Raw genomic sequence first — 23991 nt, 5'->3', positions numbered from 1 at the left:
GTTACTCCGGGTCAGTTGTCCAGCGCCCGGGGCTTAAGACTACCCAGCGCTACGGCAGCGACCATGGACACGACAATTGACGTGTACGTCGCACCGAGCCACGCCGGCACCGGGTGGTGATTGAACACGGCCTGCTGTACGTCGGTCCAGAACGGCGACCAGCCGGCCACGGTGCCCGGGTTCACCAACTGGTACGCGACGAATCCGACCAGCCAGGCGAGCGTCGGCTGCCAGCGGAACTTCGCCGTACCGGAGACGTCCCACTTCATCTTGCTGACCACGAAGAAGTCCGCGATCGCGACCGCGAACAACGGGATGAAGACCGAGCCGATCAGGTACAGGAACTGCGTGTAGTTGCCCAGGTCAACCAATAGCGCGATCCCGGTGGCGAGCGCGCCGATCGCGACCGAGATCCACCGCCGGTCGATGTGGCCGATCAGGTTGTGGGCGGCCATCGTGGTCGAGTAGACGTTGGCGTACGCCTCGTCGACCTCGTCCACCAGCAGCACGAACAGCGCGATCGCACCGGCGGGCAGTGTGACCAGTGCGGTGATCACGTCGTCGCTGTTGGTCTGCAAGGTCGCAACGGCGACGACGCCGAGGGCGTAGTACCCGATCGCTGCGAGGCCGTAGCCGAGTGCCGAACCAGCGAACGCAGCCTTGTTGGTGCGCGAGTGCCGCGTGTAGTCGGCGGCCAGCGGGGCGAACGACACGACACCGGCAGCGGCGAGGTCGACGGCCGGCCAGAAGCCGAACACACCGTCCTGCGGCAGCGCGTGCACCGGCTTGCTGAGCACCTGCACGAACAGGTAGACGGACGCGATCAGCACCAGCCACACCATGAACTTCCGCAGGATCTTCACGCTGCCGAGCGGCCGGACCGCCATCGTGGTCGCGATGATCCCGGCAAGTACGACGAACAGCCAGCGCCAGCGCTCACTCGTCACCGCGACCGCGGCCTGCGAGATCACGATGATCTCCATCGTCGCCCAGCCGACGTTCTGCGCGATGTTCAGCACGGTCGGCGCGATCGAGCCGCGACGGCCGAACAGCCCGCGCAGACTCGCCATCGCCGGCGCCCCGGTCTGCGAGCCGAACACGGCCGCGCCGCCCAGCACGAGTGCCCCGATCCCGCAGCCGACGACGACCGCGAGCAGCCCTTGCCACAACGAGCCCGTGTACGCCGCCACCAGCGCACCGGTCACCGGGCCGAACAGCGAGATGCCGAAGTTGCCCCACAGCGTGAACTGGTCGAAGAAGCCGAGCGTCCTCGGCGCATCGGTGGTGAGAACGAGCGGCGCCTCGGTGGAGCCGGCAGGACGAACAGCGGTATCGGTCATGAGTGACCCCAATCCCTACGCCGGCATTACCCGGTCAGGTTCAGGCGGTCGGCGACCCTAGCTGTCGCCCTCTCAGCCCGCGCGTGTTCGGTGCGAGCTCCCGCATAGGTTTGTGCTGCTGAGTCTAACTCGTCAGCTAGTTTCGGGGAGGGCGGCCGCTCGTTCTATGAGAGCGGCGAGCTCGGGGCCGTTGGTGACGACCGGCATGTGCGCGCCGGTGTCGAAGCTCCTGGCCTCACCGTGGCTGAGCTCGGCGAGCCGTGCGACCCATTCCGCCGTCGAGAGCAGGTCGTGCTTGCCGCGGACGATGAACACCGGTGCCTTGACCCGCGAGATCACCTCGGCCAGGTCGTGGTGCCGGGAGGCCTCGACGGCGCGGGCGATCGTCGGCAGCGTGGTTCGCGCGTACTGCGGGGTGACGGTCCGGATCAGCTTGGGCGAATCCGGTACTGCGGATCCGAGCCAGCGGACAGTTCGGTCGACCCAGCTCGTCATACGGCCGTCGCCTGCCGGTGCGACCAGTACGACGGCGTGTGCGAGGTCGGCGTACCGGACTGCTGTTTCTACGACGATCTGGCAGCTGGCGGAGTGGCCGACGAGGACGGACCGCGCGCGGATCTTCTCGGCGAGTGCGACGGCGAGTGCGCGTGGGTGCAGGTCCTCGCGGGCGCCGGCGGGTTCGCCGTACCCGGGGAGGGTGACGACGTGGTACGGCGTGACGAGGTGTTCGACGGTCTGGGTGTACGACTCGGGGCCGAGGCCCAGACCGGGCACCAGGACGACAGGTGCGCTCACTCCCAGGGTGCCTTGACCGGTGGGCCCTGGACGACCGGGTTCGGTACGTCGGGCTTCAGTTCGCGGTACCCCAGGAACAGGCCGGCCGCGAGGATCAGCAGACCGGCACCGCCCCAGCCGTACGCCGTGGGCAGCCGGTCGACCGCGCCGTCGATGGAGCCCAGGCCGGTGGACAGCACCATGATCAGCCAGACCAGGATCGGTACTGCGGAGATCGCGACCAGGCCGAGCCCGACCAGCTCGGCCGGCTCGGGTTGGCGACCGGCCTTGCGGCGGGCGAGCACGTCGCGGATCCACATGAACAGTGCGCCCGCGCCGACGACCACGAGCAGCAGCTGGCCGATCGCGTCGATCACGTCGGTGCGGAGCGGGTGGTTGAGCGGTGAGCCCGGCGCCTGCGAGATGTCACGCAACGAGACCCGCTGGACCGAGATGACGAGCAGACCGTAGAACCCGGCGATCACCGTGGCCAGGCCGACGACCCGGGCAGCACGAGGGTCGCGCGGGGCGACCGGCTGGTCCCGGCCGTACGCCGGGAGGTCGTGCGGCTCGGGGGTCGACGGAGCGCCGTACGGCATGCCTGGGCGGTAGCTGGGCGGCTGGGCGTGGTGCGGACCCGGCTGCGGGTGTGGCGGAGCGCCGTACTGACCTGGTGGGGTGCCGTAGGGCTGGGGCTGCGCGTACGGGCCTTCGGGCGGCGGGGTGCCACGGCCGGTGCCGTACGTGCCACCGCCGTACGGCGTGGGCGGAGCGTAGTGGTGGTCGGGTTGCGGTTGCTCTTGCTCGGGCTGCTCGCCCCGGCCGTACGTCGGGAAGTCCTGTGACGACATTCGCTGCTCCCTCCCGTCGTAGCTAGTGTCCCGCAAGCGAGGTAGCTCGAACGATAGCGGCGCCGCGAGGTGCGTGCCTGGGCGCCGATAGCGTCGAGATACCTCGCTTGCGGGACACTCTGTTTCTCAGGTTGCCTTGATCGTGGGCCAGGCGTTGGGCAGACAGCCGGCCAGGCCCTTGGTCTGCTGCATCATGACCGGCGCGGGGGTCTTCGGCCTGGTGCAGGTCGAGTGCCCGTGCCCGAGCGCGTGACCGACCTCATGGTTGACCAGGTAGCTGCGGTACAGCTCGACGTTCCCGTTGTACGCCGGGATGCCGTACAGCCACCGCTTCGCGTTGAGCACGACGCGGTCCTCGACCCGGCAGGACACCTCACCGCCGGTGTCGAGCGGCAGGCAGAGCTTGTCGGTCAGCGTCGGCGTCGCGAGGATGATCCGGAGATCGGCGTCCACCTTGTCGGTCCGCTCGAAGCTCACCGGATGCAGCGCCTGCCACCCACGCGGGTCCGTCAGCGTCTTGTGAATCGCCGCGGCGACGGCCGCTCCGTTGACCGACAGCCCCTGCTCGATCTCCACGCGGTAGGTGAGCTTGTCACGCACCCCACTCGCCTTGTTGAACCCAGGCACGACCGCGAGCTTCCCGGTCGACACCAGCACGTTCGGCTTCGCGTTCTTCGGCTTCCGCGTCAGGGTCGGTGCCGGACGCAACGGGGTGGTGAACTTCTGCGTCGGCGTCACCACCGGCTTAGGCGTCACGCTCGGCGTCTCCACCACCGGCTCCGCACTCACGGCCTCATTGGCCCCCGCAACCACCTCAGCCGCCAAGCTGGCCCGATGCGCGACATCCGGATGCGCCACCACCACAGTCCCCAGCACCGCAAGCGCGGTGACGGTAAACCACTGCCCCTTGTAAGACTTCCGCCGACTATGCCGCCCACGCGTGCCCGCACGCTGGCCGCTCCGCCGGGTGGTCATGACACTCGACCCTACCGACTACCTGCCAACTCACGAAACCCCCGTTTCAACCCGACGCCGGCCGACAACTGCGACCCATTCGGTGGTGACTGGAAAGAGCACTGGTGCTAGAGAGAACAGATGACTGGCATGGGGAGGCTGGTCTTCGGTCGACTGACCGAAGCCTGGCGGGGAGAGGCAACGGACTTCACACCGCTGCTGGTGGAACGTCTGGACCAGCTCGGCAGTGCGATTGGTGTAGACCTCGCCGCCGCGGGACAGTCGGAAGTTCAGACAACAGGCGGACGTCGCATCGACATCGTCGCTCAGGTCGAGGACGGCACAGAGTTTGTGATCGAGAACCAGTACGGTCGAGCAGATCATGATCATCTGACCCGCGGCCTGGCTTACGCCGTTGCGCGGAGAGCGCGCGGACTAGTGGTGATCGCGGAGCAGCACCGCGACGAGTTCCGCGCGCTGGCGGAGTACCTGAACGACCTCGCGGCCCTCGACAGCGAGCGAGGCATCAGCGTTTGGCTGGTCGAGGTCAAGGCAGTGCGGATAGGCGACAGCCCGTGGGCGCCGCTCTTCACCACCGTGGTTGAACCCAACGAGTTCGTGATGGCGGTCATCGAAACCGAGACGAAGACAAACCTGACGTCTCTGCCCGAGTTCCTGACCGCGTGCGACACGCCAGAGATCCGGGCGACCGTCACCGAGGTCGTGAAGCGGTGGGACGCTGCCGGACACAAGCGGCGCTTCGGTCCGAATCACCTGGTGCTGGAAGCACGAGGCCCGTCCAAGCGCGGTCTACGCACGGTGGTGACGCTCTACACCGACGGCCGAGTGTTCGTTCCGTTCCTGTCGTATGCGGGATGGAACAGCGGCATCGCCGTGGAGCCTCTGACAACTGCGGAGTTCCGCCGCCGCGCCGACGTCCTGTTCGGTTTCAACGGTTCGGAGCAACAGGCACGCACCTCTCCCGGATGGCTTGAGCCCAGCCGGGTTCCACAGTTGATGACGTTCTGCTTCGAGATCGCCACGGCGTACTCCGATGCCCCGGCGTCCACATCCCCGACCATGTCGGATTGAGCTGCGCTGCTCGGGGATGACCCATGCTCGAGTCGGTTGGGCGCGATCATCAGCCGTCGACGGGGTAGCGCCGGCCTAGGTAGTCGACCGCGCGGTAGCGCGCACACGGGCGGTAGCCCGTCACGTCCGGCGATAGCCGGAAAGGATGCTCCGGGCGATAAGCCCGGGGGTGGGTGGGCAGCGGGCGTAGCAGGCGCTGCCGAGGAGCGGAGCGACGAGAGAGCGGTTGCGGAGCACGCGGGGGTGATCACATCCCCCGCGAGCCACCGCAGTTCAGGCGGTTCGGGTGCGGAGGAACTTTCCGAAGTGGGGGACGGTGAAGGCTACGGTGCCGCGTTCGGCGGAGAAGACGAGGCCTTTTTTGATCAGGCCGTCTCGGGCTGGGGAGAGGGATTGGGGCTTGCGGTTGAGGGTGCTGGCTACCTCGGCGGTGGGGACGGAGCCGTCGTCTACTCCGATGCCCAGCTCGGCCATGGCTCGCATGTACTCGCGTTCCGCCGGCGTAGCGCGCTCGTAGCGGGAGCCGAAGAAGCCGACCGTCAGCTCGGCCGACGCCTCGGGAGCCGCAACAGCGACGTCCTTGATGGTGATCGGCGACGTGGGCGCGTGGTCCCACGTCGAGTGCGCGAACGCCTGGACGAAGTACGGATAGCCGTCGGTCTGTGCGTACAGCTCGTCGAGCGCCTCCTCGTCGTACTGCACGCCTTCGCTCTCCGCCGGCACCATCAGCGCCCGATCGCACGCATCACGCGCCAACCGGTCGACACGCACATACCGGAACAGCCGCTCCGAGTACGACTTGCTGGCCGAGAGTACGGCGGGCAGGTGCGGCAGCCCGGCACCCACAACAACCAACGGCGCGCTCTGCTGCGAGATCTCGTGACAAGCGGCGCACAGCGCGGACAGGTCGTCCGGGCTGATGTCCTGCATCTCGTCGATGAACAGCCCGACCCCGACCGACAGATCACCAGCCAGATCAGCAGCGTCGGTGAAGAGCTCGATCAGATCCATCTCCAGATCCCCGGAGTCGGCCCGCCCCTTCGCCGCAGCCACGTCCACCGGCGGGTGCCACCGGATCCCCTTCCGGTCCTCCGCCCCGGTCCGCAACGCAAACGCCTTCAGTACGGCGCTGAACTGGTCGACCCGCTCGTCGTCGCGGTGCCGATGCCCCAGCTCCCGCATCGCCGTGTGCAGCGCCTGCGCGATCGGCAACCGGATGCTCTGCTCCGGCCGTGCCTCGATCTTCCCGGTGCCCCACGCCCGCTTGATCGCCTGCGAACGCAACGTGTTGAGCAGCACCGTCTTGCCCACGCCCCGGAGTCCGCTGAGCACCAGGCTCCGCTCCGGTCTGCCTGCCGCGACCCGCTCGAGGACCACCTCGAACTGCCGCACCTCGATGTCGCGTCCGGCCAGCTCAGGCGGCCGCTGACCGGCGCCGGGCGCATAGGGATTCCGGATCGGATCCATGCTTTCACTGTATGAGCCCGTCTAGCGTTTTCCGTAGATTGACCAATCAAGGACCAGAGCGTGTCGCGACCGGTCTCTACAGCTTTCTAGCAAAATGAGTAGAAAACGATAGACAGCACGAGCGACCCGAAGACCACTAGGGTTCGGCCATGGTGGAGTGGGCTCCGCAGGCGGGGGCGTTGTACGAGCGGGTGCACCAGCAGTACGTCGGTGGCGCGCGCAAGCTCGAGGCACTCATCAACGAGCTGATCGGCGAAGAAGAGGGCATCAACTACCTGACCGCGACCGCCCGCGCCAAGGACCCCGAGTCGTTCCTCGCGAAGGCGGCGAAACCGCATCCCGATGACCCCAGCAGACCGAAGTACGACGACCCGCTGAACCAGATCACCGACCTGGTGGCGGCGCGGGTGATCACGTTCCTGGTCGAGGCGGTGGACCGGGTGTGTGAGGTGATCGAGGAAGAGTTCGAGATCGTCGAGCACACCGACATGGGCGCGCACACCCGCGCGCAGGGCGTGTTCGGGTACGCCAGCAAGCACTATCTGGTCCGGTTGAACGCGCACCGACGAGAGCTGCCGGAGTACGCCGTACTCAAGAACCTGGTGATGGAGATCCAGGTCCGTACGGCGGTCCAGCACGCGTGGGCCGAGTTCGAGCACGACATCCGCTACAAGCTGGACATCCCGCCGGACCGCAAGCCGGAGTTCGACCGGCGGTTCCTGCTCGCCGCGGCGTTGATGGAGTTGGCCGACAACGAGTTCACCGAGATCGACCGCCTCTACCGCGAGCTGGCAGCGACCGCGTCGGACAAGGCCCCGCTGGACCTGACCACCGGCACGCTGACGACATACCTGACCCGCCGCTACCCGGACGCGCCGCACGCCAAGACCACCCACTACGCGTGGATCCTCGGCGTCCTGCTCCGGCTGGGCGTCAGCACCGAGGAACAGCTCACCGAACTACTGACGGGCATCGACAGCGAAGCAGTCCAGTCCGCGATGACCCACAGGGCGCCTGCCGGCACGGTACGACGGTTGGACGACGACCTGCTCGCGGCCAAGGGCTCCGCCTACCTCGACCTGTTCCCCGACGAGGAGCGCCGCCAGAAGATCCTCCGCGGCCGCCTCAAGGCTCTGACCCGCGCCGGCATCATCCAGTCTTGACGAGAGCGTCCGCGGTACGTCGAGCCCATGCGCTGGTTGTGATCAGGCCGAGGACCAGGACGAGTACGCCGCAGCCCGCGATGATGTACCAGCAGAGCCGGGCGGCATCGACGAAGCCGGTCTCGAGTGGGCCGACCAGACGGGCAGTGAGAACGGTGCCGGCTATCGCGACGCCCAGTGAGGCGCCCACCTGGCGACTGGTCGACGCAATGGCTGCTGCGACACCGGCCTGGGAGCGTGGCATGCCAGAGACCGCTGCGTTGGTGATCGGCGCGTTCAGCATGCCGAAACCGAGTCCGAAGACCAGATAGCCGATCAGCAACTGCGCAGTGGAGGTCGTGGTTCCCAGCCGCGACAGGATCAGGCCGGCCGCCGTCAGCATGGTCCCGGCGACCACCAGCGGTACGCGCGGACCACGGTGACCGACCAACCAGCCAGAGATCGGTGCGAACACCACAGTCATCGCCGCCATCGGCAGCGTCAGCAATCCGGCATGCAGCGCGGTGAAACCACGTGCTGACTGCAGATAGAGCGAGTTGAGGAACAGGAACCCCGAGAGCGCCGAGAACCCGCACACCGCGATCAGCGTGGCCCCCGAGAACGGCGCGCTCCGGAAGAACCGCGGCTCCAGCAGCGGCTGGTCCCGGCGGCGTTCGTAATACACCAGCGTCACCGCGGCCGCCACGCACACCACGAAGCACCCGATGATCAGCGGCGAACCCCATCCCGCCGTACGGCCCTCGATGATGCCGTACGTCAGGCCACCGAGCAGCAGTACGACGAGCACCTGCCCGACCGGATCCATCCGTCGCGGTACGGCGGCCCGCGACTCCGGCACGAAGAACGCCGTCATCAGTACGGCGGCCACCGTCACCGGCACGTTGATCCAGAAGATGAACCGCCACCCGGCCGCATCGACCAGTGCACCGCCGACGACCGGCCCGACCGCCATGCTCAACCCGACCACGCCGCCCCAGACACCGATCGCCTGCGCCCGCTCGCGCGGGTTGGTGAACGTGTTGGTGATGATCGACATCGCCACCGGGTTCAGCATCGAGCCGCCGACGGCCTGCAGCACCCGGAACGCGATCAGCAGGTCGATGCTCGACGCGAACCCGCACAGCAACGACCCGATCCCGAACAGCACCAGACCGGCCTGGAACGTCCGCCGCCGCCCGACCCGGTCCGCGGTCGAACCCGACACCATCAGCAGGCTCGCCAGCACCAGCGTGTACGCGTCGATCGTCCACTGGAGCTTCGCGACGGGCGCCCCGAACTCGGACCGGATCGCCGGCAGCGCCAGGTTCACGATCGTCGAGTCCAGGCCGACGATGAACAGGCTGGAACAGCAGATCGCCAGCACCAGCAGCCGCCGCCCCCGCGTCAGCTCCTCCACCCGGATCCCTTCATCCTTGAATACTTTACTACCGGCTTCGAAAACGGTTTGACGGACTGTCGGCGGGGCCGCCTAGGCTTGATCTATACGCCTGGTCAGGTGCCTCTTTCATCCCTCTATGCCTCGTTTGTGAGACGTCATGTCTTTGCGCCTCATCCCGTTCGCCGACCCGGGTGTGCCGGACACCCGCTCCGGCCTCCGACTCATCATCTGGCTGGAGCACCAGCAGCTGCGCGGGCAGGCCCTCGCAGTGTTCTGGGGGCTTGTCTACTTCGGCGGCATCGCCGCCGCTCCGGTTGCCGTCGGTCTGGCCGTCCAGGCCGCGATCGACCTGTCCTGGCCCAAGCTGATGCTGGCCGGTGGGCTGCTGCTGGCGTTCGGCGCGGCCAAGGCCGGCGCCGACTCGTTCTTCCACCGCGCCGTGGTGACCAACTGGATCAGTACCGCGTCCCGCCTGCAGCAGCTGCTGATGCGCAAGGCGGCGGAGCTGGGCTCGCTGCTGACCCGCCGGATCGCCGCCGGTGAGGTCGTCGCCGTGAGCAGTGGCGACGTCGAGAAGATCGGCTGGTTCGTCGAGGTCCTGGGCCGATTCGCCGCCGCGCTGCTGACCTGCTTCGCGGTCGTCATCGGTCTGCTGTTCTACGAGCCGCAGCTCGGTCTGGTCGTCGCCGTCGCCGTGCCGGTGCTGGCGTTCTCGATCGTCCCGCTGATGGGCCCGGCCGAACGTCGTGCCGACGAGCAGCGGGCCAAGGGCGGCCGTGCCACCGAGCTGGCTGCCGACACCGTTGCCGGTCTGCGCGTACTGCGCGGCATCGGCGGTGAGCAGCTGTTCCTGGACCGCTATCGCGAGGCCTCACAGCAGTACCGGAGCAGCGCCGTCCGCAGTGCGCGGATGTGGTCGCTGATCGCGGCGCTGCAGGTGCTGCTGTTCGGACTGTTCCTGGTGGTCGTCGTCTGGATGGGCGTCCGGATGGTGACGTCCGGACGGATCTCGGTCGGCGAGCTCGTCACGACGTACGGGTTCATCACGTTCATGCTGGTGCCGCTGCACACGTTCGAGGAGACGGCGAGCGCGTTCATCTTCTCGAAGGTGTCGGCTCGTCGCGCCGCGCGGGTGCTGTCGCTGCAGCGGACCGACGAGACCATGGGCACCGCGGATGCGCAGCTGCCGCAGGGCGACCTGCTCGACCCGGTCACCGGTCTGCATGTCCCAGCCGGGAGCTTCACCGCGGTCGTCGCCGGCGACCCGGATGCCGGTGGTCTGCTGGCCGACCGGTTGGGCGGTCACAGCCCGACAGCTGACGGCGAGGCCTCGGTGCTGCTCGGCGGCGTCGGTCTCGACGACATCCCGCTGCAGTCCGCGCGGACCGTCGTACTGGTCCAGGACAAGGACCCGGTGCTGCTGTCCGGGACGGTGCGCGAGCTGTTCGACGTGCCGGCGAGTGGTGCGGTCTCTCCGGAGACGGCGCTGGACGCTGCGCAGTGCGCCGACATTCTCGACGTACTGCGGCAGACGCTGCCTACCGGTGAGTCAGACGCGATGAACGCAGTGCTGACTGAGCGCGGACGCTCCTTGTCCGGTGGTCAGCGTCAGCGTGTGGCGTTGGCTCGTTCGCTGTACGTCGACCCACAGGTGCTCGTGCTGGACGAGCCGACCAGTGCGGTGGATGCGCACACCGAGGCGCGTATCGCCGACGGTCTGCAGCTGCTGCGCGCCGGCCGGACCACCGTGGTGTTCACGTCCAGTCCGCTGATGCTGGACCGGGCGGAGCGCGTGGTGTTCGTGCCGGAAGGCCGCGTCGAGGCCGTCGGTACGCACCACGAGCTGCTGCACACGAGCGCGCGGTACCGCGCGGTCGTGACCCGTGAAGACGAACAAACTCTCGAGGAGTTGGCGTGAAGCGCCCTCTGTACGACCCGGCGGCCCCACAGGAAGTAGTGCGGCTCCCGGTGGCAGGCAGCGCGACTGTGCGCGCCTACCTGAAATCACTGTTCCGCCGGCATCGCCGTGCGTTCGGCTGGCTGACGCTGGTCAACGCAGTGGCGGCGCTGAGCGGCATGGTCGGCCCATGGCTGCTCGGCAACGTCGTCGAGAAGCTCTCGCAGGGCAAGACCGACGTGAAGCTGCCGTACGTCGTGACCGGCTTCGTCATCGCACTGATCGTGCAGACGATCTTCGTCCGGCTCACGCGACTGCGCGGTGCGGTCATGGGCGAGGAGATGCTCGCGGACCTGCGCGAGGACTTCCTGGTCCGTTCGGTCGGGCTGCCGCCTGGCGTGCTGGAGCGCGCCGGCACCGGTGACCTGCTGTCCCGGATCACCACGGACATCGACCGGCTGTCGCACGCCATGCGCGACGCCGTACCGCAGCTGACGATCGCGGTCATCTGGGCCGGGCTGCTGATCGGTGCGCTCGTGGTCACCGCACCGCCGCTGGCCGTGGCAGTGGTGATCGCTGCGCCGATCCTGATCATCGGCGGCCGCTGGTACTTCCGGCGCGCTCCATCGGGCTACCGGTCGGAGGCAGCCGGGTACGCCGCGGTCGCGTCCGCGCTGGCCGAGACCGTCGACGCCGGCCGGACCGTCGAGTCGCACCGGCTCGGCGACCGCCGGGTCAAGCTCGGTGACACCCGGATCGGTCAGTGGGTCGCCTGGGAGCGGTACACGCTGTACCTGCGGATGATCCTGTTCCCGGTGATCAACATGACCCACACGGTCGCGTTGGCCGCAGTACTGGTGATCGGTGGCGGTTTCGCCATCCAGGGCTGGATCACTGTCGGCGCACTCACCACGGGTGCGCTCTACATCCAGATGCTGGTCGAGCCGGTCAACATGATGATCCGCTGGTACGACGAGCTGCAGGTGGCCCAGGTGTCACTGGCGCGGCTGGTCGGCGTCCGTGAGGTCGAGACCGCTGCGACCGATGGCGATGCCGAGCCGGACGGCCGGACTGTGCTGGCGGACGACGTGCGGTTCGGGTACCTCGAGGGCCGCGACGTGCTGCACGGCGTGACGCTGACGGTCCAGCCGGGTGCTCGTGTGGCACTAGTAGGGCCTTCCGGTGCAGGGAAGTCGACCCTCGGTCGGCTGCTGGCCGGCATCTACTCGCCACGCGTCGGTGACATCACCTTGGGTGGTGCGGCGCTGGACCAGATGTCTGCCGAGCAGGTCCGCAGCCACGTGGCCCTGGTCAACCAGGAGCACCACGTATTCGTGGGCAGCGTCCGCGACAACCTGCGGTTGGCCAAGCAGGACGCGACGGACGCCGACCTGTGGGCGGCACTGCGGTCGGTGGACGCCGACGGCTGGGTCGCCGGGTTCGACGACGGCCTGGACACCGAGGTGGGCTCTGGTGGGGTCTCGCTGACGCCTGCCCAGGCGCAGCAGGTCGCATTGGCCCGCTTGGTGCTCGCAGACCCGCACACGCTGGTCCTGGACGAGGCGACCTCCTTGATGGACCCGCGCGCGGCCCGGCACCTGGAGCGGTCCTTGGCGACCGTTCTGGAAGGCAGGACCGTGGTGGCGATCGCGCACCGGCTGCACACCGCGCACGATGCGGATGTGATCGCGGTCGTCGAGGACGGCAAGATCGTCGAGCTCGGCGGCCACGACGAGTTGGTCGATGCCCAGGGCGCGTATGCGGCGCTCTGGAACTCCTGGCACGGCGAACGCTGACGCACAGACGGGTGGGTCCGCGGTTATCCACAGGGAGAACTGCGATCCCAACGGATCCACCCGTCCCCGTGTGAGGATGAACGCGTGCTGCTGACGACACTGTTCTCCTTGCCCACCACGATGGCCCTCGATGTGGATGACGAGGGCCGGATGCTCGTGCTGTACGACGGCACCGGCACCCGCCAGGTCAACGAAGTCGCCCCGGACGGGGCCTGGCGTGCCCTCACCGATCTCGGCGACACCTGCCGCGGCGCCCGGTTCGTGCCCGGCAGCAGCCACGTGATCATCGAGCACGACACCGGCGGCGACGAGCGCGGCCAGCTCTCCATGCTCGATCTCGACGAGCCCGGCCTGCCGACACTGACCCCGCTGGTGCACGACTCGGAGTACATCCATCACCTGGTCGACGCGCGGGCCGAGCGGGTGCTCTACACCACGAACCGCCGCAACGGCGTCGACTTCGATCTGGTCGCGCGCGACCTCGCCACCGGTCGCGAGACCGTCCTGTACGACGAGGGCGGCTGGGTGATGGGCGTCAACCCGTCCCCCGACGACAAGTGGGTCGTCCTCGCCAAGGCGAGCACCCCGGCGAATTCGATGCAGCTGCTGCTGGTCGAGACGTCGAGCCGGACGATCACCGAGCTCACCCCGGAGGACGCGCACAACGACCAGGGTGCCGTCGCCTGGCTCCCGGACTCGTCGGCGTTCCTCGTGTCGACGAACGCGGACCGCGATCGCATGGCCCTGCGCCGGTACGACGTGGTCGACGCGGCGTGGAGCGACGTACTCGTCGATGACGCTCGCGATCTGGCCGGCTGGCCTTCACCGGACGGCGAGCACCTGCTGGTCGCCGTGCTGGAAGACGGGGAGGTGTCGCTGGCGCTGCACCGGCTGGAGGACGGCTCGCTCGTCGCGCCGCTAGACCTGCCCGCCGGTGGTGTCGCGGCGTTGTCGATGGCGACACCGGATCCGATCTGGTCGTCCGACGGTTCGTTCGCGGCGATCACCTACAACTCGCCGATCACTCCGCCAACTGTGTACCGGTTTGTCCCGGGCGGTGAGCTGACCGCAGTCCGACCGGTGGAGGTGCCTGTCGAGGTGCAGCATCCGGAGAGTCTGCGGGTGCCGTCGTTCGACGGGGAGCAGGTGCCGGTGTTCGTGTTCCGGCCGACCGCTGAGGACCTCGGCTCCACGGTGGTCCACGTGCACGGCGGTCCGGAGGGCGCGGCGCTGCGGATCTGGAGCCCGATCATCTCGTCACTCGCCGGCGAGGGGCACACGGTCGTCGTACCGAACGTCCGCGGCTCGGCCGGGTACGGCAAGCGCTGGTACACGCTCGACGACCGGCAGCTGCGGCTGGACTCGGTGAAGGACCTGGCCGCGATCAACGCCTGGCTGCCGACGATCGGCGGCGACCCGAAGCGGGCCGCGCTGTGGGGCGGTTCGTACGGCGGGTACATGGTCCTGGCCGGCGTCGCGTTCCAGCCGGACCTGTGGGCAGCCGGCGTCGACATCGTCGGAATCGCTTCGCTGGTGACGTTCCTGGAGAACACCTCGGACTACCGGCGATCCATGCGCGAGCGCGAGTACGGCTACCTGGCAACGGATCGCGAGTTCCTGGAGTCGGCCAGCCCGCTCAGCCGGGTCGACGACATCCGGGCGCCGCTGTTCGTCATCCACGGCGCGAACGACCCGCGCGTGCCGTTGTCAGAAGCCGAGCAGATCACCGACGCCCTGACGAAGCGCGGCGTACCGTGCCAACTGCTCGTGTACCCCGACGAGGGCCACGGTCTCGCCAAGCTCAAGAACCGCCTCGACGCCTACCCACAAGCCTTCAGCTTCCTGCGAGAGCACCTGGGGTGAGAGTGGCGGCGGTCGCGTCCAGCCGGACCGGCAACCCAAGCGGTACGGCGAGGTTCAGCGCCTCGTGGCCGATCGCCGCACCCTCCACCATCGGTACGCCGAGAGGCTCGAGTCGCTCGTGGACTACATCAAGCGGGTCCTGGACGCCACTGAAATCGCCGATCACGAGCCCTGTCACCTGATCGAACCACCCGGCGCGCAACAACTGCGTAAGCATCCGGTCGACTCGGTAGCCGGCCTCGTCGACCTCCTCCAGCACGACGACACCGACCGGCGGTGCATAGGTCGGCGTACCGAGGCTGGATGCGAGCAGCGCAAGGTTGCCACCACACAGCCGGCCTGACGCGATCCCACCGACCACAGTGCGTGCGCCGCCCGGCGCCAGCAGATCAGTCACACTCTCCGGCTCGAACAGCAGCGCCCGCAGCCGCTCGCGGCCCGCCTCGTTCCCCAGCTGTTCCACAGCAGCAGCCATCGGACCGTGCAGCGTCACCAGACCACGCGCGTTCAACGGCTCGTGCAGTGCGGTGATGTCGCTGAAGCCGAGGAACCACTTCGGTACGGCGACCAGCTCGTCGAAGTCGACGTACTCGAGCATCCGCTGCACGCCGTACCCACCACGCGCGCAGAACACCGCGGCGTACTGCGGATCGAGCCACGCGTTCCGCAGGTCCTCGGCGCGCGCCTTGTCGTCCGCGGCCAGATACTGGAACCGCTCGTGCCCGGCCAGCACCGACGGCATCACGTCGACCTCGAGACCCCACGACCTGAGGTGCTCCAGCCCGATCTGAAGGCGTGCGCCGTCCACCCGCCCCGACGGCGCCACCACAGCAACCCGGTCACCACTCCGCAGTCGCTGCGGCACCACCACGTCAGTCACGCCGAGGACGCTACCAATCCACCCGCAGCGTCGTGCTCTTGGAGACGCCGTTCACCGTCACACCCAGCTGCACGGTGCCCGGGTGCAAGGCCGTCAGCCGGCCGGTCGCCGGGTCGTACGACGCGACCGCCCAGAACGGAGCGGTCTTCGCCGGACCGATGTGCAGGAGCGTCGAACCCCACCAGTCCGCGGAGACCGGGAAGCTGACCGGAACCCTCCGGTCCTCCTGGATCACCGTGGCGGACGCAGTGGCGAACTGTCCGCGGCGAAGCGACGCGGGCGCGGCCAGCTCGAGTGAATCGACGTGCGGCCGCAGCTCGACCTGGAACCAGGACCGCTCGGGCGCCGACCAATTCCGCTGCCCGGCGGGTGCGGCCGTCACGTGCGGGTCGATCCCGACCAGGGCCCAGCCGGTGAATCCACCGGCGTCCGGAGCAGCAGCCGGCGACTTGCCCGAGTTGCCGGTCAGCGGCAGCAACACACCGTCGGTCCGGGTCGCGGCGAACGTCCCGGCGTGGGCCGCCATGTACGCAGCACCCTTGCCCGTCGAGGCGCGGAAGTCGCCCAGCCACTGGACGATCATCGCGGCCTCCTTACGGTCGCCGAGCTGCGAGTTCTGCGTCGGCGACGGGTCGTCGATCGGGTGATGCGCCATCACCACGACGTTCTTGACGGTCTTGTTCGTGGCCGCGTCGTCGAGCTGCTTGCGCAGGTCGAGGATCTGGTCGAACCCACCGGCCCGCAGCGACCCCAGCGACGAGTCGCGCAGGATGAACCGCGTGCCCTTGTGGTCGAACGTGCTCGTCGCCGCCCCGAAGACCTTCTTCCACTCGGACAGGTCGCCCGGTCCGTAGGTCTCGTGGTTGCCCGGCACGTAGTGCACCGGCACCTTGCCGGCCACCTCTTCGTCGATGATCTGCTTGGCCAGCGCGATGTCCGGCCCGAACGCCCGGTCGACGAAGTCGCCGTTGATCACCAGGAAGTCGGGCTTCTGCGCGAGCGCCTCGCGGATCGTCCGCCGCGCCTGCTTCACGTAGTCCGAGTTCGGGTCGTCGGAGGTGAACTGCGCGTCGGACATCACCGCGAACCGCCAGCGGCCGTTGCCGGTCACCGTCCCGTCGGTGACGACCATCGGGTCGATCACCTTCGCCGGCGGCGCCATGGTCACCGGCGGCGCGCTCCGGACGGTCAGGTCGTCGATGACGATCCGGCCGGAGTACTGCCGGGTCGGCGAGGTCTCCACGACGTAGATCCGCCAGAACCGCAGCGGGTACGTCAGTCCAGGCGGGATGTCGGCCTCGACGTACTTCCAGCCGGTCCAGTCAACGGCGGCTGCCAGGTTCAGCGTCTGCGCGGTGCCGCCGGCGGCGTCATAAGCGTTGGCCCGCAGCCAAGCGCCCTTGCCGTCACCGTAGATCCAGGCGCCGAGCTTCTGCGGCTGACCGGGCAGCGTCTGCTGCGGAGTCTGCGAGAGGTACGCCGCCCGCGTCGCCGTGCTGCCCGTCAACGAGTAGTCGAGCGCGATCGCCTGGCCGCCGTCATGTCCCTCCGCAGCGGACCGCGACGCCGTCGCCGCACCGACCGGTACGGCGTTCGCCGCCCACCTGGTCAGGTCGTCGAGCTTGTCGACCACCGTGCTGGTCAGCCCCGAGGTCACGCTCAACTGGGTGCTCAGGGCACCGACCTTTGCGGTGATCACAGTCGACACCGCGTCGTCGGTCAGCGCGTTCACCTCGAAGCCGTTGCGCTTGGCAACGACCTTGACGGCGGCCGGGTCGTAGCTGAGCTCGACGTCACGCGGCTCGATCCAGGTCGAGAACCCGTCGGCGTCGTACCCGTCGACCTCGAAGAAGCCCTTGGCCGTGGAGTCGGCGAGCGACACCTGGCGGGTCGAGGGGGCGAGGCGGGTCGGCGTACCGAGGACTGTCATCGGGAACCTTCCGTTCGCCGCGGCGCGGGTCGCGGTGACGATCACGTCGCCCGCGCGGCGGCCGGTGACGACACCGTGCTGGTCGACACGGACATTGCTGCCCGCGTACCACGACGGCGTACCGGGCGCCGGCGCGTAGGTCTCGTCGTACGCGGTCGCGGTGAGGACTCGGCTGAGCCCGGTGAGGACACGCGAGCTGCGGGAGATGTCGGCATCAGGGCCTTCTTCGGAGGTGCCGACGGACTCGACGCGGAAACCCTTGAGCTTGCCTGATCCCTTGACCGGAAGCAGTCCGAGACCGTTCGGGATCAGCCGCTCGCCGCCGTCGGACGGGTCGTTGACCACGTCCGGCACGGCCTTGCCCGGCGTACGGGCGAGCATCGTCGACGAACCGCCGCCGTCGAGGTTCAGCGCGTCGTCAGCCCCGAGGCTGATCATCAGCCGGCCCATCTCCTTGAGCGACAGCCCGCGCGATCCGGTCGCCCGGCCGTCGACGGTCAGCAGGATCATCCGGCTGCCGTCGGCGTCGAACCCGACCGCGGTCCGTGGCGCGAGATCCGCGTCCGGTACGTCGTCCGGGACCTTGCCGTCCTTCGCGAGCACGTAGTTGCCGCTCACGCCGACCGCGATGTCGGCCGCGTCGGGCCGCAGGCCGTACTGCACGTCGACCTTGTCGCCGACCTGGAACGCGGCCAGCGCGTCGGCGCCGGCCTCGCGCCCGATCAGCGCCTGCTCGTTGGCCGCCAACGGGGTGGTTGCCGGAGTGGTTGCCGACGAGACGACCACACCGTCGCGAAGGATCACCTCGCGGACGGTCGGCAGGCCGTCAACGGTCCTGGTCCGGGCCGCGTCGCCCCACTCCGGGGTGTAGAGGCCGACGCCGCCGGAGTTGACGGCCGGCGAATTCAGGTTGGTCAGCTCGAGCTTGGTCGTACCGTCGACGGCTGTGCCCTGCAGGAAGAGCTGGGCGATCCTGCCGAGGCCGTCCTTGCCGATCACCGCGGTGTCGTTGTGGCCGGAGGCCGGGGCGTTGAGCAGTTTGCCGCTCTGCTCGACGCCGACGCCGAGCGGCGCGGTGGTGTCGTTGATGTCGAAGAAGTCGCCGTTCACACCGGCGATCGCACCCTTGCGGGCGAGCTGCTGACTGAGCGGCTGGCCGCCGGACACCTTGCCACCGTTGTTGACCAGGTCGACGGTCACGCCGTGCCTGTCCAGGTCGGTGTCGAGGATGTCGCCGCGCTGCCAGCCCTTCGGGTCGAGGCGCTCGAACGACGTGTAGTTCACGCCGGGCGCGACCGGGCTGTCGACCCGTGTCGTCAGTACGCCGTCCTGGGCGATCTGGGCGTCGGTGATGCCTTCGGTCGTCTGCCCGAGGGCTGGATTCACGAGTACGCCGGCCAGTAGGCCGCCTACGCCTACGGCTGTGGTCAGAGCACGGACGAGCGTCACAGGAGCCTCCCCAGCGGACGGACAGCTGTGACAAACTAACTTCTCCCGAGCCGATCCGGAAGATCTTTCACCAATTGTTCAGCGGCGATTGGCGAATCCGGTCTCGTATGCCACGACGACGGCCTGGACCCGGTCGCGGACCCCGAGCTTGGTCAGCAGCCGGGCGACGTGCGTCTTCACCGTCGTCTCGGCCACCACGAGCTCGGCCGCGATCTCGGCGTTGGACAGTCCGCGCGCGATCAGCCGCAGTACGTCGAGCTCCCGGTCGGTGAGCGCGGCCAGCTCCGCCGGCAGCCCCTCGGCGACAACCGGTTCGGCGAAGCGCTCGACCAGCCGTCGAGTGATGGCCGGCTCGATCAGTGAGTCGCCGGTCGCCGCCGCGCGGACGGCGGCGATGAGCCGGGTGGACGGCGAGTCCTTGAGCAGGAACCCGGCCGCGCCGGCCCGGAGCGCGCGGTAGACGTACTCGTTCTGGTCGAAGGTGGTGAGCACGATGATCGTCGGCGGGTCCGGCTGCCGGCGGATCTCCTCGGTCGCGGACAGTCCGTCGAGCTCGGGCATCCGGATGTCCATCAGGATCACGTCGGGCGCCGCGAGCTGCGCCTGCCGGATGGCCGCCGTACCCGTGTCGGCTTCGGCGACCACCTCGATATCGCCCTCGGCCTCCAGGATGACCCGGAAGCCGGTGCGTACCAGGGTCTGGTCGTCGGCGACCAGCACACGGATCTTGTCGGGCACACGCTGATTGTGCGTCATCCGCAGGGCCGACGTAGTCATCCCTGCGGACGACGCCGGGTCCGGAGGATCGTTCTTGCGCCAGACGTGGACGACGGGCGCCGAAATCTACCTTCGCTGCATGGGGTCAAACGACCCGGGGACGAAGGGACAAACCGATGAACGAGATCTTGAAGGGGATCAGGCCCCTCGACTACGTGCTGGCCGGCCTCATGACCGCTGCGGGTGTGCTGCTGATGGTCGAGAACATCACCGCCACCGACGCCGATCTGCCGCACCCGCTGTCGACGACCACGTGGGCGATGCTGCCGGTCTTCCTGCTGGTGACGCTGCCGATCCTGTGGCGCCGCCGCAACATCCTCGCGGTGGTCGGCGTCACCGCCGTCACCACGCTGGCGCACGTGCTCGCGTTCGGCTGGGTGACCCGGTGCGGCGTCGTCATCCCGCTGGGCTTCGCGCTCGCGTTCGCCGTTGCGCGGTACGCCGGATCGTGGCTGAACCAGCTGATCGGTCTCGGCGGCATCGTCGTACTCGAGCTCGTGATGCTGTGGCGCGACGCGTCGATCGACACGGTCGCCGGCGCGCTGGCGATCGCACTGCCGGGGATCGCGCTCTTCTACGGGATCGGCGTACTCGTGCAGAATCGAGTCACCAAGCGGTCCGGGGGGATCGCACCGGTGCACGAGCACACGGCTGCCTGAGCGGATCGCTGGAGTAGGGAGCGGGCCATGGTCTTCACCGGGATCAAGCTTCGCGATTGGGGGATCGCGGGTGGTCTCACCCTGCTCGGCGTCCTGTTGATGCTGGAGAACACCCAGACGTCCGAGGCCCAGGTGCGCAACGCCATCGCGGAGGGATCGATGGTGCACGCCCAGAGCTCGCACTCGTTCTGGATGGTTCCGGTGTTCGCGGCGGCGACGATTCCGGTGCTGTGGTGGCGGCGGGGCATCCTCGCCGTCGCCACGGTCTCCGTCCTGGCGATCGCCGCGCACGACCTGCTGTTCGGGTGGGTGACCCGCTGCGGTGCGGGTCTCCCGCTCGCGTTCGTGATCGCATTCCTCGGGGCGCAGGCGAGCAAGCGGACGACCGCGTGGATCGTCTGCGGGTTGAGCATCGTCCTGACGGTGTTCGTGCTGGTGATCGACGCGACGACAGGCCCGGGTGCGATCATCCTGGCGCTGCCGATCGTGTGCATCGTGTTCGGCGTCGGGCTGGCGGCGCGTCGTCGTACGGCGCTGAACCGGGAGCTCGCGAACCGCGAGGCGGAGCTGCGGCAACTGCGCGACGAGCGGGCGGCGCTCGACGTCGCGGACGACCGGGCGCGACTCTCGCGCCAGCTCGACGGGCTGCTGCAGGAGCGGCTCGCCGACCTCACCACGGCGGCCGAGTCCGCCGACGGATTGCCCCCCGCCGAGGCGAAGGCGGTCCTGGAGTCGATCGAGTCGGGTAGCCGGCAGACGCTGGACGACATGCGGGAGATCGTCGGGCTGCTGCGCGGCGATGACGTCGCATTCGCACCGACGCCGACGGTGGCTCACCTCGACACCTTGCTCGCCCGGCTTCGTACGGCGCACTCGCAGTTGGTCGTCACTGGCGACCCGCGCGCATTGCCTGCGACTGTTGAGCTTTCGGCGTACCGGATCGTCGAGCATCTCGTGACCGCGCTGGCCGATCAGGCCGACGCGCCGATCGTAGTGTCTGTGCGGTTCGAGTCCGATGCGCTCGAGATCCGCGTGAACGGGCAGGTGGGCGAGTCCGCCGATCTGAAGGCCGCGGTTGCCCGGGCCAAGGAGCGCGCGAAGTTGCTGGGCGGTTCGGTCGACGTGAAGGTCACCAAGGGGCGGGCGGGCGCAGTCGCCCAGCTGCCGGTGGTCGGCTGAGCGACATGAACACCGGACGCAGGCTCGAACAGGTGGGGATCGTGGTGCTGGTCATCGCGGTCATCGCCGTACCGACTGCGATCCACGGCTGGCCCAGTTCGGTCGGCGGGAACGTGTTCACCGCGGGACTCATGGCGAGCGGGCTCACGCTGATGTGGTGGCGGACCCATCCGCGGCTGGTCGCCATCCTCGGCGGTGCGCTGTTACTGGTGCCGGTCGCGCTCAACGCCTACGGCTGGTTCCCGGATACCGCGTTCGCGATCCTTGCGTTGCTCACGCTGGTCGCGGCGCTCGGCTGGTCCGGGCGGGCGTCGTGGGTGGTCGCGGGCGCGCTGGCGGCGTACCTGGCTGTGCTTTGGTTCGTCCTCGGCGGGAACATCGAGGTTCCGTTGGTGATGTTCAGCGTGCCGAGTTTCCTGGCCGGCACGGTACTGCGGTTGCACCGGGAGTCGGCCGAGGCACTCGCGCGGCGTGGGCGCGAGCTCGAGGAGGAGCGCGAGCTGTTCGCCGAGCTCGCCGTACGGCATGAGCGGGCGCGGATCGCATCGGAGCTGCACGACATCGTCGGGCATGCGATCAGCGTGATGGTGATCCAGGCGGCGGCCGGGCAGCGGCTGGTGGATCGGGATCCGGTCGGTACGTCGGAGGTGTTCGCCGGGCTCGCCGAGTCGGCGCGGCAAGGGCACGAGGATCTGCGGCGGCTGGTCGAGCTGCTCGGTGGCGTTGAGGTCGGCGGGCCGGATCTGTCGCTGATCGAGGAGATCGTCACGCGGGCGGCGCGGAGTGGGCTGGACGTGTCGTGCCGGTTCGAGGGCTCGCGTGACGGGGTGTCGGCGCCGGTCGCGCATGCGGCGTTCCGGGTGGTGCAGGAGAGCCTGACGAACGCTCTGCGGTACGCACCGGGTGCCGCGGTACGCGTCGTCGTCCGCGGGTCAGGTCGAGACCTGAGCGTTCGCGTGGAGAACGGCGCCGCCGTGAACGAGCATCCACAGCTGTCCGGCACCGGCTACGGCCTTGCCGGTCTGCGTGACCGCGTCCAGGACCTCGGCGGTCAACTGACCGCCGGTCCGATCACCAACGGGTGGAGGGTCGAAGCAGTACTCCCCGACGGCAGACGACTCAGTTCGTACTGACCGGGCGGCCCGAGGTCTGCCAGGCGTGCATGCCGCCGTCGAGGTTGATCGCCTCGCGGCCGAGCTGGTTCAGGAACTGGGTGGCCATGCCGGAACGGCCGCCGACGGCGCAGACGCACAGCACCTTCTGGTCCAGCGGCACCTCGCCGACGCGGTCCTGCAGCTGGCCGAGCGGGATGTGTACGGCGCCCTCGATGTGCCCGCGATCCCACTCGTCCGGCTCGCGGACGTCGAGCACGAACGCCTCGGCGAGCAGGTCGTCGTCGAGCTCGGCCACGACCACCGAAGGGATCTCCTGGTTCCGGAACATGCCCCCAAGCATGTCAGACTCGCGGGCACCGCAGATCGCCGGTTCAGGAAGGCGGTTGCCCGGAGTCCGGATATGGGATTGACAGGCGGCGGCGGATTTCGGACCGTGGCTCGAAGGAGGCTGCGGTGGCGCTGATTCAGGGGATCCCGGGAGAGTTCGATCCGCAACCCTGGGGTGAGGCGATCCTGCGGAGTCGCGAGCTCCTGCTGCTCCGGATCGCCCGTCGTCCGCCGGACCACGAAGTACGCCTCCCCGGCCTCGCGACCACGCCGCTGCACGTCGTCGAGGACGAGACCGGTCGGGCGCTGACCTGGCGTCAGGACGGTGACGACCTGGTCGTCCGGCTGCCCGATTCGGGCGAGTCACCCGTCGTCCGCGTCGCCTTGAAGGGCAAGCTGCGGATCGTCCCGCCGGACACGGTCACCGCCAACGCGGACGGCGTCTGGGACCTCACGCCGACCGGTACGACGGCCCACCTCGTCGCGCGCCGCGCAATGGACGTCGCCGTACGGTTCGTCGGCATGGTCGAGCCGGACATCCAGCACCACATCCGGCTGGCCGGCCGGCGGTACGCCGTGACCGGGCAGCAACTCACCCGCACCACGGTCGGCCCGTTCCCGATGCCTGCGCTGCGGGTCGTCCCGCTGGCGATCCCGATCGGCGTACGGCGGGTGCTCGTCGCGCAGGTCGGCACCGTCCTGGCCTCGATCCACCCGGGCCGCGACGAGATCACCGTGGTCGTGACGAACTTCGGCCGGACCCCGGCGCGCGGCGAGGTCGAGCTGCCGCTGCCACCGGGATGGTCCGCTACCGAGCAGTCGTGGAGCTTCGACGGCCTCGAGCCGGGCCGGTCTGTCGGATGGGCGACCCGAGTCGCCGGACCGCCGGGCCGGCACGAGCTGCGGGTCCGGTTGGAGGCAGGCCGCCGCTCGGCTTGCTCGCCGTACGTCGTCGACCTGTGACAGCTTGCCTTCTATGACGCCCTGACCGCGTCCGCCTTCTCCTTGGTGGGCAGACGCTTGCCGAGGTTCACGAAGAAGAAGATCAGGCCGAGGGTGATGACGATGTGCCCCAGGCCGGAGATGCCGTCCAGCGGCAC

20 protein-coding genes and 1 riboswitch are annotated in these 23991 nt (G+C 68.8%); of the genes, 9 read left to right on the top strand and 11 right to left on the bottom strand.

Annotated elements, in window-relative coordinates; genetic code table 11:
* Positions 1 to 11: 11 nt before the first annotated feature.
* The 4 genes from OHA10_RS12095 to OHA10_RS12080 all read right to left on the bottom strand — a co-directional run bounded on the left by OHA10_RS12095 (position 12) and on the right by OHA10_RS12080 (position 3940).
* Positions 12 to 1340, bottom strand: coding sequence for a cytosine permease (locus OHA10_RS12095; RefSeq protein WP_371406276.1), 1329 nt, complete (start codon positions 1338 to 1340; stop codon positions 12 to 14).
* A riboswitch (TPP riboswitch) is annotated at positions 1336 to 1454 on the bottom strand. (Overlaps the previous gene by 5 nt.)
* Before the next feature lie 18 nt (positions 1455 to 1472).
* On the bottom strand, positions 1473 to 2135 hold the full coding sequence (locus tag OHA10_RS12090) for an alpha/beta fold hydrolase (RefSeq protein ID WP_371406275.1): 663 nt from the start codon (positions 2133 to 2135) through the stop codon (positions 1473 to 1475).
* Positions 2132 to 2965, bottom strand: coding sequence for a hypothetical protein (locus OHA10_RS12085; protein WP_371406274.1), 834 nt, complete (start codon positions 2963 to 2965; stop codon positions 2132 to 2134). The genes OHA10_RS12090 and OHA10_RS12085 overlap by 4 nt, the downstream gene beginning before the upstream one ends.
* Positions 2966 to 3091: 126 nt before the next feature.
* A complete protein-coding gene (locus OHA10_RS12080; RefSeq protein ID WP_371406273.1) occupies positions 3092 to 3940 on the bottom strand; it encodes a DUF3152 domain-containing protein in 849 nt (282 codons plus the stop codon).
* 120 nt (positions 3941 to 4060) lie between these two features.
* Here OHA10_RS12080 and OHA10_RS12075 point away from each other — a divergent pair, with 120 nt between their 5' ends.
* Positions 4061 to 5011 (top strand): hypothetical protein, encoded by a 951-nt coding sequence (locus OHA10_RS12075; protein ID WP_371406272.1) that lies wholly within the window; start codon positions 4061 to 4063, stop codon positions 5009 to 5011.
* Positions 5012 to 5284: 273 nt separating this feature from the next.
* Here OHA10_RS12075 and OHA10_RS12070 read toward each other — a convergent pair whose 3' ends face one another.
* Positions 5285 to 6478 carry an ATP-binding protein gene (locus OHA10_RS12070; protein WP_130445616.1) on the bottom strand — a complete coding sequence of 398 codons (1194 nt, stop codon included), beginning with the start codon at positions 6476 to 6478 and terminating at the stop codon, positions 5285 to 5287.
* Positions 6479 to 6627: 149 nt separating this feature from the next.
* On the opposite strand from OHA10_RS12070, the gene OHA10_RS12065 reads away from it, so the two are divergent.
* On the top strand, positions 6628 to 7641 hold the full coding sequence (locus OHA10_RS12065; RefSeq protein ID WP_371406271.1) for a GTP pyrophosphokinase family protein: 1014 nt from the start codon (positions 6628 to 6630) through the stop codon (positions 7639 to 7641).
* Here OHA10_RS12065 and OHA10_RS12060 read toward each other — a convergent pair.
* Entirely contained in the window at positions 7628 to 9037 is a 1410-nt protein-coding gene (locus tag OHA10_RS12060; RefSeq protein WP_371406270.1) for an MFS transporter, read from the bottom strand. The genes OHA10_RS12065 and OHA10_RS12060 overlap by 14 nt on opposite strands.
* A gap of 139 nt (positions 9038 to 9176) precedes the next feature.
* Here OHA10_RS12060 and OHA10_RS12055 point away from each other — a divergent pair, with 139 nt between their 5' ends.
* The 3 genes from OHA10_RS12055 to OHA10_RS12045 all read left to right on the top strand — a co-directional run bounded on the left by OHA10_RS12055 (position 9177) and on the right by OHA10_RS12045 (position 14575).
* Positions 9177 to 10937, top strand: a complete 1761-nt coding sequence (locus OHA10_RS12055; RefSeq protein ID WP_371406269.1) for an ABC transporter transmembrane domain-containing protein — start codon at positions 9177 to 9179, stop codon at positions 10935 to 10937.
* On the top strand, positions 10934 to 12712 hold the full coding sequence (locus tag OHA10_RS12050; protein ID WP_371406268.1) for an ABC transporter ATP-binding protein: 1779 nt from the start codon (positions 10934 to 10936) through the stop codon (positions 12710 to 12712). The genes OHA10_RS12055 and OHA10_RS12050 overlap by 4 nt, the downstream gene beginning before the upstream one ends.
* Before the next feature lie 84 nt (positions 12713 to 12796).
* Positions 12797 to 14575, top strand: coding sequence for an alpha/beta fold hydrolase (locus tag OHA10_RS12045; RefSeq protein WP_371406267.1), 1779 nt, complete (start codon positions 12797 to 12799; stop codon positions 14573 to 14575).
* Here the strand turns inward: OHA10_RS12045 and OHA10_RS12040 are convergent.
* The 3 genes from OHA10_RS12040 to OHA10_RS12030 form a co-directional block, all read right to left on the bottom strand.
* Positions 14547 to 15455: an LD-carboxypeptidase gene (locus OHA10_RS12040; RefSeq protein ID WP_371406266.1), complete on the bottom strand. Its 909-nt coding sequence runs from the start codon at positions 15453 to 15455 to the stop codon at positions 14547 to 14549. The two genes, OHA10_RS12045 and OHA10_RS12040, sit on opposite strands and share 29 nt — an antisense overlap.
* Before the next feature lie 10 nt (positions 15456 to 15465).
* On the bottom strand, positions 15466 to 18834 hold the full coding sequence (locus OHA10_RS12035) for a phosphodiester glycosidase family protein (protein ID WP_371406265.1): 3369 nt from the start codon (positions 18832 to 18834) through the stop codon (positions 15466 to 15468).
* A gap of 78 nt (positions 18835 to 18912) precedes the next feature.
* Complete coding sequence (locus OHA10_RS12030; protein WP_371406264.1) at positions 18913 to 19572, bottom strand: response regulator; 660 nt, start codon at positions 19570 to 19572, stop codon at positions 18913 to 18915.
* Positions 19573 to 19727: 155 nt separating this feature from the next.
* Here OHA10_RS12030 and OHA10_RS12025 point away from each other — a divergent pair, with 155 nt between their 5' ends.
* From OHA10_RS12025 to OHA10_RS12015, 3 genes are read left to right on the top strand one after another with little or no spacing between them, the layout of a single operon-like run.
* On the top strand, positions 19728 to 20270 hold the full coding sequence (locus OHA10_RS12025) for a hypothetical protein (RefSeq protein WP_371406263.1): 543 nt from the start codon (positions 19728 to 19730) through the stop codon (positions 20268 to 20270).
* A gap of 27 nt (positions 20271 to 20297) precedes the next feature.
* Entirely contained in the window at positions 20298 to 21449 is a 1152-nt protein-coding gene (locus OHA10_RS12020; RefSeq protein WP_371406262.1) for a sensor histidine kinase, read from the top strand.
* Between the two features lie 5 nt (positions 21450 to 21454).
* On the top strand, positions 21455 to 22582 hold the full coding sequence (locus OHA10_RS12015; RefSeq protein WP_371406261.1) for a sensor histidine kinase: 1128 nt from the start codon (positions 21455 to 21457) through the stop codon (positions 22580 to 22582).
* On the opposite strand, the gene OHA10_RS12010 is transcribed toward OHA10_RS12015, so the two are convergent.
* Complete coding sequence (locus OHA10_RS12010; protein WP_371406260.1) at positions 22569 to 22892, bottom strand: rhodanese-like domain-containing protein; 324 nt, start codon at positions 22890 to 22892, stop codon at positions 22569 to 22571. The genes OHA10_RS12015 and OHA10_RS12010 overlap by 14 nt on opposite strands.
* Before the next feature lie 125 nt (positions 22893 to 23017).
* On the opposite strand from OHA10_RS12010, the gene OHA10_RS12005 reads away from it, so the two are divergent.
* A complete protein-coding gene (locus OHA10_RS12005; protein WP_371406259.1) occupies positions 23018 to 23854 on the top strand; it encodes a hypothetical protein in 837 nt (278 codons plus the stop codon).
* An 11-nt stretch (positions 23855 to 23865) separates the two neighbouring features.
* Here OHA10_RS12005 and OHA10_RS12000 read toward each other — a convergent pair whose 3' ends face one another.
* Complete coding sequence (locus tag OHA10_RS12000) at positions 23866 to 23991, bottom strand: hypothetical protein (RefSeq protein WP_371406258.1); 126 nt, start codon at positions 23989 to 23991, stop codon at positions 23866 to 23868.

The sequence above is a fragment of the Kribbella sp. NBC_00662 genome, from assembly GCF_041430295.1.
Taxonomy (GTDB): domain Bacteria; phylum Actinomycetota; class Actinomycetes; order Propionibacteriales; family Kribbellaceae; genus Kribbella.
Note: the sequence above shows the minus strand (reverse complement) of the source record. Positions and strands in the feature narration are given on the sequence as shown.

Coding starts and splice junctions, on each gene's coding strand:
- OHA10_RS12055 (WP_371406269.1), top strand. CDS start 9,177: ATGTCTTTGCGCCTCATCCCGTTCGCCGACCCGGGTGTGCCGGACACC.
- OHA10_RS12025 (WP_371406263.1), top strand. CDS start 19,728: ATGAACGAGATCTTGAAGGGGATCAGGCCCCTCGACTACGTGCTGGCC.
- OHA10_RS12020 (WP_371406262.1), top strand. CDS start 20,298: ATGGTCTTCACCGGGATCAAGCTTCGCGATTGGGGGATCGCGGGTGGT.
- OHA10_RS12080 (WP_371406273.1), bottom strand. CDS start 3,940: ATGACCACCCGGCGGAGCGGCCAGCGTGCGGGCACGCGTGGGCGGCAT.
- OHA10_RS12085 (WP_371406274.1), bottom strand. CDS start 2,965: ATGTCGTCACAGGACTTCCCGACGTACGGCCGGGGCGAGCAGCCCGAG.
- OHA10_RS12075 (WP_371406272.1), top strand. CDS start 4,061: ATGACTGGCATGGGGAGGCTGGTCTTCGGTCGACTGACCGAAGCCTGG.
- OHA10_RS12070 (WP_130445616.1), bottom strand. CDS start 6,478: ATGGATCCGATCCGGAATCCCTATGCGCCCGGCGCCGGTCAGCGGCCG.
- OHA10_RS12095 (WP_371406276.1), bottom strand. CDS start 1,340: ATGACCGATACCGCTGTTCGTCCTGCCGGCTCCACCGAGGCGCCGCTC.
- OHA10_RS12010 (WP_371406260.1), bottom strand. CDS start 22,892: ATGTTCCGGAACCAGGAGATCCCTTCGGTGGTCGTGGCCGAGCTCGAC.
- OHA10_RS12065 (WP_371406271.1), top strand. CDS start 6,628: ATGGTGGAGTGGGCTCCGCAGGCGGGGGCGTTGTACGAGCGGGTGCAC.
- OHA10_RS12015 (WP_371406261.1), top strand. CDS start 21,455: ATGAACACCGGACGCAGGCTCGAACAGGTGGGGATCGTGGTGCTGGTC.